This is a genomic window from Terriglobia bacterium (assembly GCA_020073495.1).
GTDB lineage: Bacteria > Acidobacteriota > Terriglobia > Terriglobales > Acidobacteriaceae > JAIQFD01.
Genome location: JAIQFD010000001.1, coordinates 570,471 through 586,859, shown reverse-complemented (window position 1 = coordinate 586,859; position 16,389 = coordinate 570,471). Strand labels below are relative to the sequence as shown.

Genomic DNA, 16,389 nt, shown 5'->3' with positions numbered 1-16,389 from the left:
TGATGGGGTCCTCCTGAGCGGGGGCGGCCGCCCCGAACGGCAATGGCGGTGTCATCCTGAGCGAGCGCGGCCGACACGGCCGCGCGAGTCGAAGGACCCCTACCTTGGTAGAAGTTAGGGCGCGATGCTCTCGCGCAGAACTTTCGTCAGTTCGTCCGCATCCTGGATCGGCGGGCGGCAGGTGAGTCCGGAGCAGATCACTGCGACCGGCTTGCCGTCTTTTGCCCCAGGTATGTTGGGCAAAGTTTCCGCCAGAGCGGGTGGCAGGTTCTGCGGCGCCAGCTCGCTTTGGGCGAAGCGCAGCACCGCTTTGTTGAGCGCGAACGGCGCGACCGCCGCGGCGTAGAGCTGATCGGCTTTTTCTCCGCTGCCCACGATGACGACCTGCGTGTGCCCTTTGCTGAAGAGGAGCGTGGCGATGCCGTAAGTCGCGGCGAAGATCCCGAACTGCTCAGCCACACCGGCAAAGACCTCCAGCGTCTCCTCCGCCTTCTCGTAGTAGCCCTTGTCGTTGGTGTAGGCGTACAGCCGCAAGAGCGCGATCGCCGCCGCGGAGTTTGCCGCCGGTGTCGGAGAATCCTGGAAGGGTTTGCGCCGCGCGACCAGCGCGCCCAAAGGCCCCGCATCGCTGTCGAAGAAACCGTGCGATGTCGAATCGTAGAAGCGCGCGATCATGGCATTGGCGATCTTGCGGGCGAAATTGAAGTAGCTCAGGTCAGAAGCCGTTTCGTACCCGTCCAGGCAGGCGATGGTCACAAAAGCGTAATCGTCGAGCACGCCGGCGACCTCTCGCACCGCGGCCTTCGGATCGGAGTAGGCGATCACGTGTCGGAGGCCCTTCTCCGGGTTCCAGCCTTCCGCCAGGATGCGGTCCAGCGAGCGCAGCGCGAAGTGCCGCGCGTCCTTGAGCTGAAGCACCCGCGCCGCTTCCAGGTACGCCGAGATACACAGCGCGTTCCAGCCCACGTACACCGTCTTGTCCACGTACGGGATCGGCCGCTTCAGCCGCGCCTCGTACATCTTCTTCTTGGCCGAATCGAGCAGTTGCTGCACGCGGTCGCTGGTCATGCCCAGCCGCGTCGCGATCTCCTCCACCGATGCCCGCACGAAGAGCACGTTCTTTTGCGGGTTGTGGTGCATCTCGCCCACTTCGTTGATGTCATAGTGCAGCGATACGGCCTTCAGCTCGTCCTCGCTGAGCACGGCCTTGGCTTCGTCCAGCGTCCAGGTGAAGTGGTCGCCGTCGTCGTGCAGATCGATGTCGGCGTCCTGCGAGCCGTAGAAGCCGCCGCGCTCGCGGTCGCTGAGCCACTCGTCCATCCAGCGGACGATGTCGCGCGCCACGTGCCAGAGCAGCGGCGTCCCCAGCGCCTGGTAGGCGTGCACGTAGTTCTTCAGCAGCTCCGAGTTGTCGTACGACATCTTCTCGAAGTGCGGCACCACCCAGCGCTCGTCCACCGAGTAGCGATGAAAGCCGCCGGCAAGCTGGTCGTACACACCGCCCCGCGCCATCTTGGTGAGCGTGACCTCGATGAGCTGCTTGAGCTGCTCGTCGCCGGTGCGCGCGAAGCGGTCGATGCACAGGTCGAGCGCCGCGGGATGCGGGAACTTGGGCGCCGTGCCAAAACCACCGTTGGTCGCGTCGAACATATGCAGCGCCGAGACCGCGATGCTCTCCGGGATGCGCGGCGACACGCGCCCCGACTTGCCCGCGAACGACTCCGCCTGCGAGATGGCGCTCATCACCTGTCCGGCCTGCTCGATCACTTCCGCGTTCTTCTGCTGGAAGGCGTCGGCGATGGCTTGGAGCACGCGCTTGAGTCCCGGACGTCCCCACTGGTCGTCGGGAGGGAAGTAGGTTCCGCCGAAAAAGGGCTTGCCGTCGGGCGTCAGGAACGCGGTGAGCGGCCAGCCGCCTTGCCCGCTGATGGCCTGCACCGCCGCCTGGTAGCGGCTGTCTACGTCGGGGCGCTCGTCGCGGTCCACCTTGATGGCGATATAGCGCTCGTTGATGAGCTGCGCCACCATGGGATCGTCGTACGACTCGCGGTCCATCACGTGACACCAGTGGCACCACACCGCGCCGATGTCGAGCAGGATGGGCTTGTTCTCGCGCTTCGCGGTCTCGAAAGCTTCATCGCCCCACTCATTCCAGCGAATGGGCTGGTGCATGGCGGAGCGCAGGTAAGCCGATGACGCATGCGCCAAGGCGTTGCTGGTCTGGGTCTCCATGAACTTATAAGTGTACGCGCCTTGGCCTTGGCCGGTCCTCACCCGCGGCCGCAGCCGTTCCTCAATGCGCGTGCGCGGCCGCCGCCGGCACATTTGCTGCGCTGAGGCGCTGCAACGGCCAATCGAGCGCCAGGCGGAATCCGATGGTGGGATGGAAATAATCCGGCTGGCCCGAAGTGCGGAAGGCGCACTCCAGTCCCACCGGCGGCAGCGCCCATGCGTTTCCGCGGATGGTGCGCTGGCCGTAGACGGGATCTTCCGGCTTGGCCTTGGGGTCGTAGAGAGAATCGGTCCACTCGGCCGCGCCTCCCGCCATATTGTGGATGGTGCCCCAGGGGGCTTCGTCCTTGTAGTCCTGCCAGCGCCAGCTGATATTCGTTCCCTTGTCGCCGTAGCCTTGCGTTACCACGGCAAGCCCCTTGCCTGGCTGGTTTCCCCAGGAGTACTTGCGGGCGTCGGTGCCGCGGCAGACCGCTTCCCACTCCCAGTCGTGAGGGAGCCGATAGGGCAGGCCGTCGCGCCTGCTCCGCCAGGCGATGTAAGCAGTGGCGGCATTGAACGACACGCCTCGCACCGGAGAACTGGAAAAATGCTCCGAGGCGGGGCCGTAAGCAGGCAACAGCTCGCCCTTGGGCGACAGGATGGCCAGCGGCTTGCCGAAATCCTGGGGCAGGTAATTCCTGACCTCGGCAGCCTTGCCGGACCGCAGCAGGTCTCTCAGAAACTCGCCATACTCCTTCATGGTCAGCTCGTCGTGGAAGATGAGCATGGGCTTCACGGTGAAGGGATGGGGCGGAGGCGCTCCGGCCGTGTCGCCTCCGACGATAGTTGCTCCGCCGGCCACGTACACGAATCCCGGCGGGACATCGTCCGGTTTGGGCATTTCGACCTTCTGCTCGACTTTGCCGTGGCGGGGAAGCGAGAACGGCAGCCGGATATCCACCCTGCCCGGAGCGCGCAGGAAAAGCACGTAGCTGCCGGGAGCGAGAGATGCGATCTGTATGTGTCCAACCCCCGCCTTGGCCGCCGCAACCGGCTCCATGCGGAAGATCGAATGCGTGGCTTCGATGACCGGCGGGCCAGACTTGGCCCGCTCCTTTTCCGCCTCGAGGAAAGCGCGATCGGGCTGGCGGTTCTGCAGGTCGTACGGGACCGGGATCAAGCGCGGCGGCAACGCATTGCCTTCGCGATCGTTCGCCTGCAACATCTCGAACGAGAAGAGGTACGCTTCCGCCTGCGGCGGATCCACGGTGACGTCAACCGTTCCCAGGCCGTTGAGTTCGTCGAGGAAGGGATTGGGCGTGCCGGCGTAACGCACCACTTCCGCGCGCGTCGCCTGCATCAGGTCGGGGTTCCTCTCCGCCAGCGCCAGCCGCCACAGCGCCATGTAGTTTGCCGCCAGCAGCTGCCGGGCATGGCGGTCCTTGGGCGAGATGTCCAGCACTTCCTGCAAGAGGTTGTTGCTCCGGTTCAGCGCGCCACGGTACTCGCGATCCGGACCGCTTTGCAGGCTGGCCACCATCTGCGCCCGGTAAGGATCGTCATTGCTGACTTTCGTGATCGCGCCCCGCAGTTGCTCGAAGGTACGCTTGCCCTCGGACGCTGTCTGTTCGGCTTGCGTGATCAGGCGTCGGATGGTGTATTCGCGGTAGGCGAACCACGACCCTGCGGCAAGCGCCAGCACCGCGATCGCGCTCACAGCAGCGGCGCCGACCTGGCGGCGGTTGCGGCGAGCCCATTTTCCCAGCCGCTGCAACGCGCTGTCCGGACAGGCAGTGACGCTGCGGTTATCGAGGTAGGCTTCCAGGTCGTGGAGCATCGCCGCCGCCGACCGATAGCGATCCTCCGGTCGGCGCTGCATTGCCTTTTCGCAGATCGCCTTCAGCTCGCGCGGGATGGGGTTGAAGCCGTTGGCGCCGGTCATGAGCGGCGGCGGCGGCCCCTGGGTGACGCGCCGCAGCACCTCCATGGCAATGCCACCGGTGTACGGGGCTTTCCCGCTGAGGATCTCGTACAGCATGGCGCCGAGGGAGTAGATGTCGGTCCGTTCATCGAGTTCGCTGATCTTGCCTGCCGCCTGTTCCGGGGCCATGTACGCGGGAGTTCCGGCGATCGCGCCTTCCATGGTCATGGAAGCTTCCGCCGATGGGCTGCCCAGCAGGACGGTCTTTGCCGATCCTGCCTCTTCCCGGGTCACAGGACCAAGAGTCTTGGCAAGTCCCCAATCCATCACCAGCACCTCGCCGAACTTGCCCAGCATGATGTTGTCCGGCTTGAGGTCGCGGTGGATCACGCGCTTGCTGTGGGCGAAGGCGATACCCTGGCAGACGCCGATCAGGATCTCGATCATTTTTCGCGGTGAGTAGGCATCGCGGAACCGCGGACCGCCCGCCTCGACGTGCCCGTTCTGTTCGCGGCCGCGGATCACCTGGCGTAACGACAGCCCACGAACATACTTGAGGGTGAAGTAAAGCTGGCCCTGGCTATCCAGGCCTACGTCGTGGACGGGAACGATGTTGGGATGCTCGAGTTGTCCGGTGGTCTGCGCCTCGCGCAGGAAGCGGGTGAGCGTGTCCTCGGCGACGGTTCCGCCAGGTTGCGGAAGGAGTCTCTTCATGGCGACCGCGCGCTCGAGGTCGCGGTCTTCGACCAACAGCACCTCGCCGACCCCGCCCTGGCCCAACTTTCCGCTGACAACGTACTTCTTCGGCGCGGACGCGGCGGGATCTACCTTCACATCCCTGGGACGGAGCTGCGATACCACCGATGGCCGCTCCTCGTACTGGCCGCGGTGCGATGGCGATGCTGGGCTGGAGGGGCCGGACACAGATCCGATCGTGGTACGCCCCGCGTCCGCGCCGGGATCCCCGCTTTGCGGAGACTGCGCCACGGTATCCATTCCCATGGCGAGCGTAGCCCCCGAATCGGCTTCCGGGGCGACCAGCGCTGTCCCATCGTCTGGACAGACAGGCTTGGCGGACTGCTTGCTGGCTTCGATGCCATACTTGCGGCCACACTGGGGGCACACCAGCGTCACAACAGGAGATACCTGTGCCATGGTTTACTCCGAATGGGATACGGCCTTCACCCCGATATGCGCGCGATTGTACTCGGGATTGCGGGCCCTGCCTAGCGAAGCCGCGTGAAGTTAGAGAAGTTTGCGAGCCACCGAGCAGTACAGCTCTACCGCCTCGTGCAGCTCCTGTTTCGCCACGAATTCGCGCTCGGTGTGCGCGACGTGGATGGAGCCCGGGCCCAGCAGCAGCGGCTCGCCCCAGTTGCGCAGGTGGGGGATGTCGGTGGAGAAGGACGCGACCATGGTGGGCATTCCGTCTACGGTGCGCAGCTTCATGAAGGGCGAGTCGGCGCCAAACTCAACCTCGGCCAGCGTTCCGACCCACTGCTGGATGCGCTGCTTGATATCGTCGGAGGCGGTCACCATGCGGTAGAGGACCTCGGCGTGCGCCTCGTCGGCGACCACATTGGGCGCGCGCCCGCCGCTGATGGTTCCGATGTTCAGCGTGCACTGCCCGATCTCGGGCACTCTCGGCAATTCCATGGCGCGCAGCCGCGCCAGTGCGTCCAGCAGCTTCTCGATGGCCGACTCGCCCTCTTCGGGATACGCCGAGTGCGCCATCTTGCCGCGCGCGGTCAGGCGGACGTTGAGTACGCCCTTGGTAGCGATGGCCAGCCTGTTGTCCGTCGGCTCGCCGTCGATCAGAAACTTGGAGCCGGGCGCGTGCTGGTTGGCGGTCTTGGCGCCGATGGAGTCCCGCTCCTCGCCTACGGTGAACAGCAACCCGACCGCCGCCCCGTCGTCTCGCAGGCGCTCGGCGGCGGTGATCTGCGCCGCCATGATCCCCTTTGCGTCGCACGACCCCCGCCCGTACACCTTCTCGCCATCCTCCGAGGAAGGGATGAACGGCGGAACCGTGTCCATGTGGGTGCAGAACACGATGGTCGGCAGGGCAGTCTTGGAGTGCGCGAAAACGTTGAAACGGTGCTGATCGACGGGGATGGGTGCGGCCTCCCAGCCGCTGCCGCGCAGGTGCTGGAGCAGGAATCCGCCGACGGCATGTTCCTCGCCCGTGACCGAGGCGATGTCCACCAGGCGACGGGTGAGCGCGACCACGTCCATGCGGAGGAGGATAACAGTCGCTAGTCGCTGGTCGCCAGCCAGGAGTCGGAAATGCGGCCGTGTTGCTGGTATTCTTGCCGGAACGCGCTTGCACTCACCAACCCAGATCCAGAGCCTGTTCCTCGACGGTCCGGCCGGACGCCTCGAGGCCCTGCTGAACGCGGGCAAGCCGGACGCGACGCACGCCGCGCTGGTGTGCCCTCCCCATCCGCTTTTTGGCGGCACCATGCACAACAAGGTGGTCTTCCACGCCACGAAGGCGCTCAACGGATTGGGTTTCCCCGCGCTGCGCTTCAACTTCCGCGGCACGGGACGCAGCGAAGGCAAGCACGACGAAGGCCGCGGCGAACGCGACGACGTGCGCGCTGCGCTGGATTGGCTCGAGCGCCAGTTCCACCTGCCCATCGTCGTCGCGGGATTTTCTTTCGGGGCTTCCACCGGCCTGCGCGCCTGCTGCCCCGATGCCCGCGTGCAGGCGATGATCTCCCTGGGCACTCCGGTCGAAGTCGAAGGGCGCACCTACCGCTACAGCTTTCTGACGGACTGCGCCAAGCCCAAACTGTTCATCAGCGGCGACCGCGATCCCTACGGCCCACTCGAGACCCTGGAAGCGGTAGTAGCGCGCGCCCATCCGCCCAAGAGACTCGTGCTCATCGCAGGCAGCGGACACTTCTTCGAGGGAAAACTCGCAGAAGTGAGGCACACCATCGAAGGATGGGTGCGGGAGACGCTGAACCTTGGATCGCCGTCATCGCCGGGATCATGAGTCGAAAGCTGACAACTGGCGACCGGCAACTATAATTCCGAGGCCCAATGGGACGCACAGCCAGCGCGGGGAGCAGTTCGCAAGCGACGCCGCACATGCGCGAGACGGCGCGGGAGATCTTCCTGGATGCGCTGGATCGATCCAGCATCGCCAAGGCATTCGATCGGCACGTGAGTTACAGCCGCGGAGTCCTGCAAGTGGCGGAAGATCTCTACAACATCGGCACGTACAGCCGGGTGTTCGTGGTTGCCTTCGGCAAGGCGGCGCACACCATGGTGGAGGCGCTCGCCGGCCAGATGGGCGGCAGCGTGGGCGGCATCGTTGCCTGCCCGGAGGCGCCCCCGGCGAAGGTCTTCGGCTTCCGCTATTTCCAGGGTGGACACCCGGTTCCCAACGAAGAGTCGATCCTCGGCGCCAATGCCGTCTTGCGCAGCCTGCACGGGGCCACAGCGCGCTGGCTGGTGCTCTACCTGATCAGCGGCGGCGGCTCGGCCGTGATCGAAAAGCCGATCGACGCCGACATCGGCCTCGAGGACCTGGTCGCCACCTATCGCGAGCTGGTGCTGTGCGGCGCGCCCATCGCCGAGATCAACGCCATCCGCAAGCACCTCTCGGCAGTCAAGGGAGGGCGGCTGGCGCAGGCGGCGCGCGAGGCCCAGCAGGTTTCGATCCTGGTCTCCGACGTGCCGCCGGCTGCGCTGGACTCTCTCGCTTCCGGCCCCACCATGGGGGACTCGACGACCGTCGAGGACTGTTACGCCATCGTGCGCAAGTACGGCCTGCTGAGCAGATTCCCGCCCTCGGTGCGCGATCTGTTCCAGACCCGCGCGCTGGAGGAAACCCCCAAGCCCGGCGATCCGCTATTCCACCGCTCGCGCTGGTGGCCGATCCTGTCCAGCGCGACGGCCCAGAAGGCTGCGGCCGACAAAGCTGCCCTGAGTGGCTTCACGGTCGAGGAGGACAACACGTGCGACGATTGGGATTACGCGAAGGCGGCGGACCACCTGCTGAAGCGACTACAAGAGTTACGCAAGGGAGCGTCGCGGGTGTGTTTGATCTCCGCCGGCGAGGTGACGGTGAAAGTCTCCCAGCCCGCGGGGACCGGAGGGCGCAACCAGCAGTTCGCGCTGTACTGCGCGGAGAAGATCGCGGGGCAGAACATCTGCGTGCTGAGCGCGGGCACGGACGGCGTGGATGGCAACAGTCGAGCAGCCGGCGCTGTGGTGGACGGCACGACCGTGGCGCGTGCGCGTGCGACGGGGCTGGATGTCGAGAGAGCGCTTAAAGAATTCGACGCCTATCCGCTGTTCGAGAAGCTAGGAGATGCGATCGTCACCGGGCCGACGGGAAACAACGTGCGCGACCTGAGGATCCTGCTCGCCGATTGATCGAGGTGAACGGCCGAGGGCGGCTGTCCCACACCGATCAGAAGAACTTCGTCAGACCTTCTTTGAGGACGAAGACGCGGTTCCTGACGCCCCATTTGTTGGCTTCGCGGCCCAGGAATCTCGGTGGCTCGTCCACCGGCTCGTGCGAGAGGCGGAAGCTGCCGTAGTGCATGGGGACCATCCAGCGCGATCCCAGGTCAAGGAATGCCTGAACCGCATCGGCGGGACTGGTGTGCACCTGGCGGAAGGAGGGCGGCTCGTAAGCTCCGATGGGCAGCAAGGCCAACTCCGGCGCGAGGCGATCGCCGATCTCGCGGAAGCCCTCGAAGTAAGCGGTGTCGCCGGCGTGGTAGACGGAATGCTTGTGCGAACGGATGACGTACCCGCCGTAGCCGCGGTGCATGTCCTTGATGACGCGCGCGCCCCAGTGCCGGGACGGCGTGTGGGTGATGGTGATGGTCTCGTGCCGGTATTCCTGCCACCAGTCGAGCTCGACGATTTTGCGGAAGCCGAGATCGCGGACCAGGTCAGACACGTTCCGCGGCACGACGATGACGGGCCCTCGGCCGGCGATGCGGCGGGTGGCGCGCGCGATGGCGCGCAGCGACGGCCGATGCAGGTGGTCGAAATGCGCATGCGTCACCAGCACCAGGTCTATCGCGGGTAGGTCCTTGATGCGCAATCCTGGGCGGCGCAGGCGCTTGAGCACGAACAGCCATTGCGCGAAGTTCGGGTCCACGACCACGTTGCGGCCGCCGATCTGCAGGAAGAACGAGGAATGCCCGATGAAAGTCACGCCCAGGTCGCCGTTGCTGGTGAGCACCGGCTTGTGCACTTCTCCCGTGCGTTTGGTAAGTGCGGAATGGCGGACCAGGCGGCCGAAATTGCGGGCCCTCCGCCGGATTGCTGGGGTCAACATCTCCGTATAGATTAGACGATTTCGCGGGCGGAAGGATTCTGATTTAACCGCCGTCGCAACCAGGGAACTCGAAAATCGGAGTTCCAGATTCCGCAATCTGAAATCCCATCAGGGGTTCCATTTCAGATTTGACCACGCGGTCCCGTTGCTTTCTAATCGTGGATTCTGAGGGAGGCGATCATGCGCGTAGCGTTCCTGGGTCTGGGCATCATGGGGCGGCCGATGGCGGCGAACCTGGCCAAGAAGGGCCACGAAGTAACGGTGTGGAACCGCACGCCGAAGCAGGTGGAGGGCGCGCGGACGGCGGCCACGCCCGCCGAGGCGGCCCAGGGCGCCGAGGTCGTCTGGATGTGTGTCTCTGACACCGCCGCCGTCGAGCACGTGCTCTTCGGGGAAAACGGCGTGGAAGGCTCGCTGCGCGAGGGCATGGTGGTCGTGGATTCCAGCACCATCTCGCCCACGCGCACCCTGGAGTTCGCCAAGCGCGTGCGCCAGTATGGCGCCGATTACGTGGACGCGCCTATCACCGGATCGAAGATTGGAGCCGAGAGCGGCCAGCTCATATTCATGGTGGGCGGATCGGAGCCGACTCTGGAGCGCATCCGCCCGCTCTTCGAGGCCATGGGCAAGGCGGTCAAGCGCATGGGCGAGACGGGCAAGGGCCAGGCCACCAAGATCTCGATGAACCTCATGATCGCGATGATCTATGAAGGGTTCGCCGAGGCCCTGACCCTGGCAACCAAGCTGGGCGTGGAGGCCCAGGACCTGGTCGAGCTCATCGGCATGACCATGGTCCGCTCCGGCGTAGTGGACTACAAGGCGCCGTTCGTCCTCAAGAGCGATTTTTCTCCCAACTTCCCGCTCCGGCTCATGCACAAGGACATCCGCCTGATGCTGGAAGCCGCCAAGGAAACCAGGGTCAAACTTCCTGGCCTCGAAACGGTGGAAGAGATCTACGACGTGGCCAGCGAAGAAGGCCTCGATGACCAGGACTTCGCTGCTACCCTGATCCTGCTCCAGAAATGGGCCGGGCTGGAGGTCAAGGGCGGGGTCCCGGCATAGCCCTCAGCAATTACACAACTATTACAAACAGCTAGCCTCGCTCCTGATAAGTTCATGGAGATATCCGTAAGAAAATCCCTGTGACATTTGGAGCTTATGAGCCTTCTTAAAGGGGACAGGACGTTCCGCGAGCCGTTCAGTCCGATCACGACGTTTTTCATGGTTGCATTCCACGTCGGCGCGATTGCGGCATTCTTCTTCTTCAGTTGGAAGGCGGTCGCGGTAGCCGCCGTCTTGTGGCTGATCTCCGGCAGCTTCGGCATCGGCATGGGGTACCACCGGCTGCTGACCCATCGTGGCTTCAAGACGCCCAAGTGGCTCGAGTATGTGCTGACCGTTTTCGGCGCAATGGCCCTGGAAGGCGGACCGGTGTACTGGGTGGCGGTGCACCGCATGCACCACCAGAACACCGACAAGGAAGGCGATCCTCATTCGCCGAATGATGGCGGATTCTGGGCGCACATGGGCTGGATCCTTACCGGCCGCGTGATCCACAACAACAATTCCTCGCTTCTGCCCTATGTCCCCGACCTGCGCAAAGACAAGTTCCACCTGTGGATCAGCAAGTGGCACTGGATCCCCATCACCGTGCTGGGACTGGTGCTGCTGGCGGCCGGCGGATGGCCGTACCTGATGTGGGGCATCTTCTTCCGCACTACGCTGGGGCTGCACATCACCTGGCTGGTGAACTCCGCGACTCACATGTGGGGCTCGCAGCGGTTCCTCACCGGCGACACTTCCACCAACAGTTTCTGGGTGGCCATCCTTACCTTCGGGGAAGGCTGGCACAATAACCATCACGCGCACCCGCAGTCGGCGCGGCACGGGCTGGCCTGGTACGAGATCGACTTCAACTGGTACTTCATCTCGACCTTGCGCCGGCTGGGACTGGCATGGGACGTGAAGCTTCCGAAGCTAAAGGCAGATGAGGGACCGGAGACTGCGATCGAGTCGCCCGCTACTGCGGGGTTGGAGCCGGTTGCGGGAGATTAGCGAATAACCAGGGGATCCTCGAACCGCGGACGATTCTGCCCGCGGTTTGTTTTTTGTGCGCCTCTCTTCCACTACAATTTCAGGCGGTTCCCATGCGCATCGCCAGCCGCGCCAAAACGATTGCCTTCTTCGTGACCCTGGGCTCCCTCCTGGTGGGAGTGGCGATCGCGCTCAACATCAGCTGGGTCCTGCTCAAGTGGCGCGAGGTGGTCCCGCTGGTGCTGGGGATCATTTTCTTCGGATTCATCATCGCCGGCGTCGTGCTCAACACCATCTTCTTGGTGCGCGAGATCCGCCGCAACGAACAGCAGGACAGCTTCCTCAATGCGGTGACTCATGAGCTGAAGACGCCGATCGCATCCATTCGCTTGTACCTGGAGACGCTACAGCACCGCTCCGTGGAGGACGCGAAACGCGAGGAGTTCTACCGCATCATGCTGGAAGACACCGACCGCCTGCTGGGGACGGTGGAACAGGTATTGAAAGCCGGCGAGGCCCGCCTCGGGGACGGCCGCAAGAACTGGCAGGAGGTGGATTTTTCCGCCATCGTGCGCGACGCGCTCGAACTGGCCCGCCTGCGCCACCATCTCCAGCCTGATGAGCTGCGATTCGGCGCCCTGCCCGCACAGGAGATCCTTCTGAAAGGGAACCCCGAAGAACTGCGCACCGCCACCGCCAACCTGCTGGACAATGCCGTGAAATATTCCGGCACGAAAAAGGACATCGTGGTCGACGTTGTGACCCCCGATCTCGATACCGTGCTCCTACGCGTCCAGGACCACGGCATCGGGATTCCCAGGACGGAGTTGAAGCGCATCTTCAAGCGCTTCTATCGGGCCCCCACCTTGGCTGGCGGCCAGGTCAAGGGCACGGGCCTCGGTTTGTTCATCGTGCGCGCCATCGCGCGCCGTCACGGGGGAGACGCGTTTGCCGACAGCGAAGGCGAGGGCCACGGCAGCGCCTTCACCATCCGTCTTCCGAGGGTCTACCGAGCATGAGCCGGATACTCGTAGTGGAAGATGAGACGCACCTGGCGGAGGGACTCCGGTTCAATCTGGAAGCCGAAGGCCATTCGGTGCAAATCACCGACAATGGCGAAGAGGCGCTGGTGCGCCTCCTGGAAAAGAATGAGGACTTTGACATCGTCGTCCTGGACGTCATGCTGCCCGGGAAGGACGGATTCACGGTCGCGCAGGAACTCCGCCAGGCGCGGAATTACATCCCGGTGCTCATGCTGACCGCCCGTGGCCGCCCCGAGGATGTGCTGAACGGATTCGAGTCTGGCGCCGACGACTACCTGCCGAAGCCCTTCGAGCTCTCGATCTTGATGGCGCGGATCACCAGCCTGTTGCGCCGCACCGAGTGGGCGCGCCGTGCGGTCAGTTCCGCGGAATCGCAGCAGACGCCGGACAGCCACAGCTTCGACGGCAAAGTGGTGGACTTCCAGAACCTGCAACTGCGAACGGGGAAGACGGTCTACCAGCTGACGCTGATGGAATCGGAACTGTTGCGCTACTTGATCCAGAACAGCGGCCATCCAGTGTCCCGCAAGGCGATCCTGGAGCACGTGTGGAACCTGCGCGAAGACACCGACACGCGTGCCATCGACAATTTCATCGTGCGGCTGCGCCGCTATATCGAGCCGGACCCCTCCCGGCCGCGCTACCTGCTGACCGTCCGACGCGTCGGTTACAAATTCGTTTCCAACCCCAAGGACAGCTAGATCCTGATCCAGCACCACTCTTTGGTGAGCGGCGTCTGGTTCATCTGCTCGCCGCCGGACTTGGTCACCCGCACCAGGTTGCCATGGTTGTACCCGAAGCCGCCTTCCGGATTGTAGAGCCCGGGCTCGTTGGAGAAGGTCATGTTCTCCTCCAGCACGGTGTTGTCGCCCAGCGAAAGATAGGGCGGCTGGTGGCCTTCGCTGCCCTCGCCGTGCGCAGGGCGGTGATAGACGTACTTCTCCAGGCCGGCATCGCGCGCCAGTTTGAGCACGCCTGCGCCGACCTCATTGCACTTCCGCCCGGCGACGCTGAGCTTCTGCTGTTCCACGGTCATGGCGGTGTGAACGTCCCAGAGCTTGTGGTGAAGGTCGGTGACGTTCGGGCCGGCGATCTGGAGCGCCCGGTAGCCCTCGCCACCATGCCCGCCCAGCTTTACGTCGGCGGCGATCTGCACCGCGTCGCCGCGCTGGATGCGTGCGTGGAAGAATTGGTTGGGATGCGGGTAAGCGGTGGCGACGCCGGTACGGCACTCGTAGCCGATGTCGATGCCGACACCGCTGTGGGGACGGCCATCGAGTTTCAAGTATTTTGTGAGTTCTGAGGCGCCGAATGCCTGCGTGGCATGTGCCACCTCGAAGTCGGTGGCATCGGTGCCGTGCGCCAGGATGTAGTCGCGGGCGAAATCCATCATGCGATCGTGCAGTTGCAAGGCCACGCGCGCCAGCGCGATCTCCTCCGGAGTCTTGACTTCGCGCATGTGCAGAACCATCGGCCCGACGATCCGCCAGTCGGGCTTCATCCCGCGCTTCTCCATCGTGTGGATCAGCTCGTCGGCCGGACGCCGCTCGAAGCCCACGCGCGCCTTTGCGTGGCCGCGCTTGGCCAAGCCGTCGAGCATCCACGCGAAAAGATCGGCCTGCGGCCCGGCCTCGAAGACCACCTTGTCGTACGGTCCATGGTGCGGGTAATCGAAGTACCACTCGTGGTCCGCGACCCACCAGGAACCCCACATGTCGCGGTCCAGGCCGGGATGGAACACCGCCGGGTTGCCCTTCGCCGGCACAAAAAGCCAGATGGGCCGCTCGGTGGTCACGGCGAACGAACCGGTCAAGTAGTTGATGCTGTTCGCATCCGAGATGACCGCGCCATCGAGCTTCTGCTCAGCAAGCTGTTGCTGAAAGAGCGCGGTCGTCGCCTTGTACCACTCGATGGGCAGGCGGAAAGGCCCGGTCAGCGGCAGGTAGGCCTTCTGTGGCATCGCGCCCGCCTTGTTCTCCGCGTGGATCATGGCGCGGGCGAGTTCGGGGGTGGCGACGGCGGCGAGAGCGGCGGATCTAAGGAATGAACGACGGCGCATGCGGCCTCCCAATAATGGCAAACCTACAAACCTTTGTACGCGCCGCCATCCACCAGGATGGTCTGTCCGGTGATGTAGGAGGCGCGTTCCGAGGCCAGGAACACGACGGTATCGGCGAGCTCGCGCGGGTCACCCACGCGCTGGAGCGCGGCCTCGGCGCCGAAGCGCTGCATCACGTCGTCGGCGGTGATTCCTAGCGCGAGCGCCCGGGTGGCGCCCAACTCCTTCAGGCGGTCGGTGGCGGTGTAGCCCGGGCCGACGTTGTTCACCAGGATCCCATCCGGCCCGAATTCATTGGCCAGGCTGCGCACCAGGCCGACGACGGCGTTGCGCACCGCGTTCGAGAGTATGAGCTCCGGCACCGGCTGCTTCACCGTCATGGAAGTGATGGTGATGATCCGCCCCCAGCGCTGCCGCTGCATGTGCGGGATCACTGCCTGACAGAACGAGACCACGCTCAGGAAGTTCAGTTCGACGGCCTTCCGCCACTCCTCCATACCGAGCGAGAGGAAATTCTTGGCCGGAGGGCCGCCCGCGTTGGTCACGCAGATGTCGATACGGCCGAATTTCTCCGCCACCGCGGCCACGAAGGCCTGCACTGCCCCCGCATGGGTCACGTCGAAGGCGCGCTCGAAGACCTCGGTCTTGTGCTTCTTGCGGATGGCGTCGGCGGCGGCGCGCAGGGTTTTTTCCGTGCGGGCGCACATGGCAACGCGCGCCCCTTCAGCGGCGAGGGCCTCGGCGGTAGCGCGGCCCAGCCCCTGGCTTGACGCCGCCACGATGGCCACGCGGTCCCGCAGTCCGGTCTCCATGGCTACTGGATCTCGCGCTTCTGGCCCGCGCTGTCGGCATCCACCACGTACACGCGCGCGGGCGCTGCCTGGACGTGGTTCTTCTCGAAACACTCCTTGATGCGGCGGCGCAGTTCGCGGCTCACGGCGTACTGCGAGCCCGGCTTGGTCTTCACCAGCAGCAGGTAGTCCACCTCGCCGGAGGAGATGCGCTCGATGCCCGGCACCTGCGGCTCGGCCACAACTAGGTGGGCGAAGTTGGGGTCGCGGTGGAATTCGCTCGCCACTTGTTGGAGAAGCTGGATGACGCGGTCGCTGTTCTCCGCGTAGGCTGCGGACACGCGCAGTTGCACCTGCGCCCAGTCGCGCGTCAGGTTGGAGACGACCTTGATCTCACTGTTGGGGATGGAGTGCAGTGTGCCGTCATCCCCGCGCAGCACGGTGCGCCGCAGCGTCATGTCCTCGACCGTGCCCGAGACCCCGCTGATCCTTACGATGTCTCCCAGGTGATACTGGTCCTCCATCAGGATGAAGAAGCCGTTGATGACATCGTGCACCAGCGCCTGGGCGCCGAAGCCGATGGCCAGTCCCGCGATGCCCGCGCTGGCCAGCAGCGGTTTCATGTCGATGCCGACCAGGGGCAGGATCTGCATGGCCGCGAAGAGCATGATCACCGCCAATCCCACACTGTAGATCACCCCGGCCAGGGTGCGGAGCTGGTGCGCGTGGTGCGGGTCGATGGGAATTGGCAGCCCGGGGCGTTCCGCCAGACGCACCAGCCGGGCCCGCAACTGGCGGAGCAGCCACACCAGAACCACGGCGCCGATCAGAATGACGGCGATCTTGGGCACGCTGTGGCGGAAGAAGTAGTAAGCGTCGCCGCGCCAGTCTCGCAGGATGTTCTGAAGATTCATGCCGGAGGGCCGGAGCAGGCCCGGTTGGGGCCGTCGGCCAGCGCGCGATTATAGCAGCCGTCCGCGGCGGCATCCGCACCGTATAATGCCGGGGCTCGCCTCTGA

General features: G+C 64.7%; 13 protein-coding genes. 6 read left to right on the top strand and 7 right to left on the bottom strand.

Annotated features, from left to right (window positions below):
• Window positions 1–114: 114 nt before the first annotated feature.
• From LAN37_02700 to LAN37_02690, 3 genes are all read right to left on the bottom strand, one after another.
• Entirely contained in the window at window positions 115–2,232 is a 2,118-nt protein-coding gene (locus LAN37_02700) for a thioredoxin domain-containing protein (protein MBZ5646115.1), read from the bottom strand.
• A 61-nt stretch (window positions 2,233–2,293) separates the two neighbouring features.
• A complete protein-coding gene (locus tag LAN37_02695) occupies window positions 2,294–5,290 on the bottom strand; it encodes an SUMF1/EgtB/PvdO family nonheme iron enzyme (protein MBZ5646114.1) in 2,997 nt (998 codons plus the stop codon).
• Window positions 5,291–5,380: 90 nt separating this feature from the next.
• Window positions 5,381–6,370, bottom strand: a complete 990-nt coding sequence (locus LAN37_02690; GenBank protein ID MBZ5646113.1) for a M20/M25/M40 family metallo-hydrolase — start codon at window positions 6,368–6,370, stop codon at window positions 5,381–5,383.
• Here LAN37_02690 and LAN37_02685 point away from each other — a divergent pair.
• Entirely contained in the window at window positions 6,369–7,136 is a 768-nt protein-coding gene (locus tag LAN37_02685; GenBank protein MBZ5646112.1) for an alpha/beta hydrolase, read from the top strand. The genes LAN37_02690 and LAN37_02685 overlap by 2 nt on opposite strands.
• A gap of 47 nt (window positions 7,137–7,183) precedes the next feature.
• A complete protein-coding gene (locus LAN37_02680) occupies window positions 7,184–8,524 on the top strand; it encodes a DUF4147 domain-containing protein (GenBank protein ID MBZ5646111.1) in 1,341 nt (446 codons plus the stop codon).
• 37 nt (window positions 8,525–8,561) lie between these two features.
• Here LAN37_02680 and LAN37_02675 read toward each other — a convergent pair whose 3' ends face one another.
• Window positions 8,562–9,443, bottom strand: a complete 882-nt coding sequence (locus LAN37_02675) for an MBL fold metallo-hydrolase (protein ID MBZ5646110.1) — start codon at window positions 9,441–9,443, stop codon at window positions 8,562–8,564.
• 180 nt (window positions 9,444–9,623) lie between these two features.
• On the opposite strand from LAN37_02675, the gene LAN37_02670 reads away from it, so the two are divergent.
• The 4 genes from LAN37_02670 (at window position 9,624) to LAN37_02655 (ending at window position 13,221) form a co-directional block, all read left to right on the top strand.
• Window positions 9,624–10,505, top strand: coding sequence for an NAD(P)-dependent oxidoreductase (locus LAN37_02670; protein ID MBZ5646109.1), 882 nt, complete (start codon window positions 9,624–9,626; stop codon window positions 10,503–10,505).
• Between the two features lie 96 nt (window positions 10,506–10,601).
• Window positions 10,602–11,498, top strand: coding sequence for a fatty acid desaturase (locus tag LAN37_02665; GenBank protein ID MBZ5646108.1), 897 nt, complete (start codon window positions 10,602–10,604; stop codon window positions 11,496–11,498).
• 92 nt (window positions 11,499–11,590) lie between these two features.
• The gene (locus tag LAN37_02660) at window positions 11,591–12,496 is read left to right on the top strand and encodes a HAMP domain-containing histidine kinase (protein MBZ5646107.1); all 906 of its coding nucleotides are present in this window, start codon (window positions 11,591–11,593) and stop codon (window positions 12,494–12,496) included.
• On the top strand, window positions 12,493–13,221 hold the full coding sequence (locus LAN37_02655) for a response regulator transcription factor (protein MBZ5646106.1): 729 nt from the start codon (window positions 12,493–12,495) through the stop codon (window positions 13,219–13,221). The genes LAN37_02660 and LAN37_02655 overlap by 4 nt, the downstream gene beginning before the upstream one ends.
• Here the strand turns inward: LAN37_02655 and LAN37_02650 are convergent.
• From LAN37_02650 to LAN37_02640, 3 genes are read right to left on the bottom strand one after another with little or no spacing between them, the layout of a single operon-like run.
• Window positions 13,218–14,579 carry a M24 family metallopeptidase gene (locus LAN37_02650; GenBank protein MBZ5646105.1) on the bottom strand — a complete coding sequence of 454 codons (1,362 nt, stop codon included), beginning with the start codon at window positions 14,577–14,579 and terminating at the stop codon, window positions 13,218–13,220. The two genes, LAN37_02655 and LAN37_02650, sit on opposite strands and share 4 nt — an antisense overlap.
• 23 nt (window positions 14,580–14,602) lie before the next feature.
• Window positions 14,603–15,391: an SDR family oxidoreductase gene (locus LAN37_02645; GenBank protein MBZ5646104.1), complete on the bottom strand. Its 789-nt coding sequence runs from the start codon at window positions 15,389–15,391 to the stop codon at window positions 14,603–14,605.
• Between the two features lie 2 nt (window positions 15,392–15,393).
• A complete protein-coding gene (locus LAN37_02640) occupies window positions 15,394–16,284 on the bottom strand; it encodes a mechanosensitive ion channel family protein (GenBank protein ID MBZ5646103.1) in 891 nt (296 codons plus the stop codon).
• Window positions 16,285–16,389: the final 105 nt, after the last annotated feature.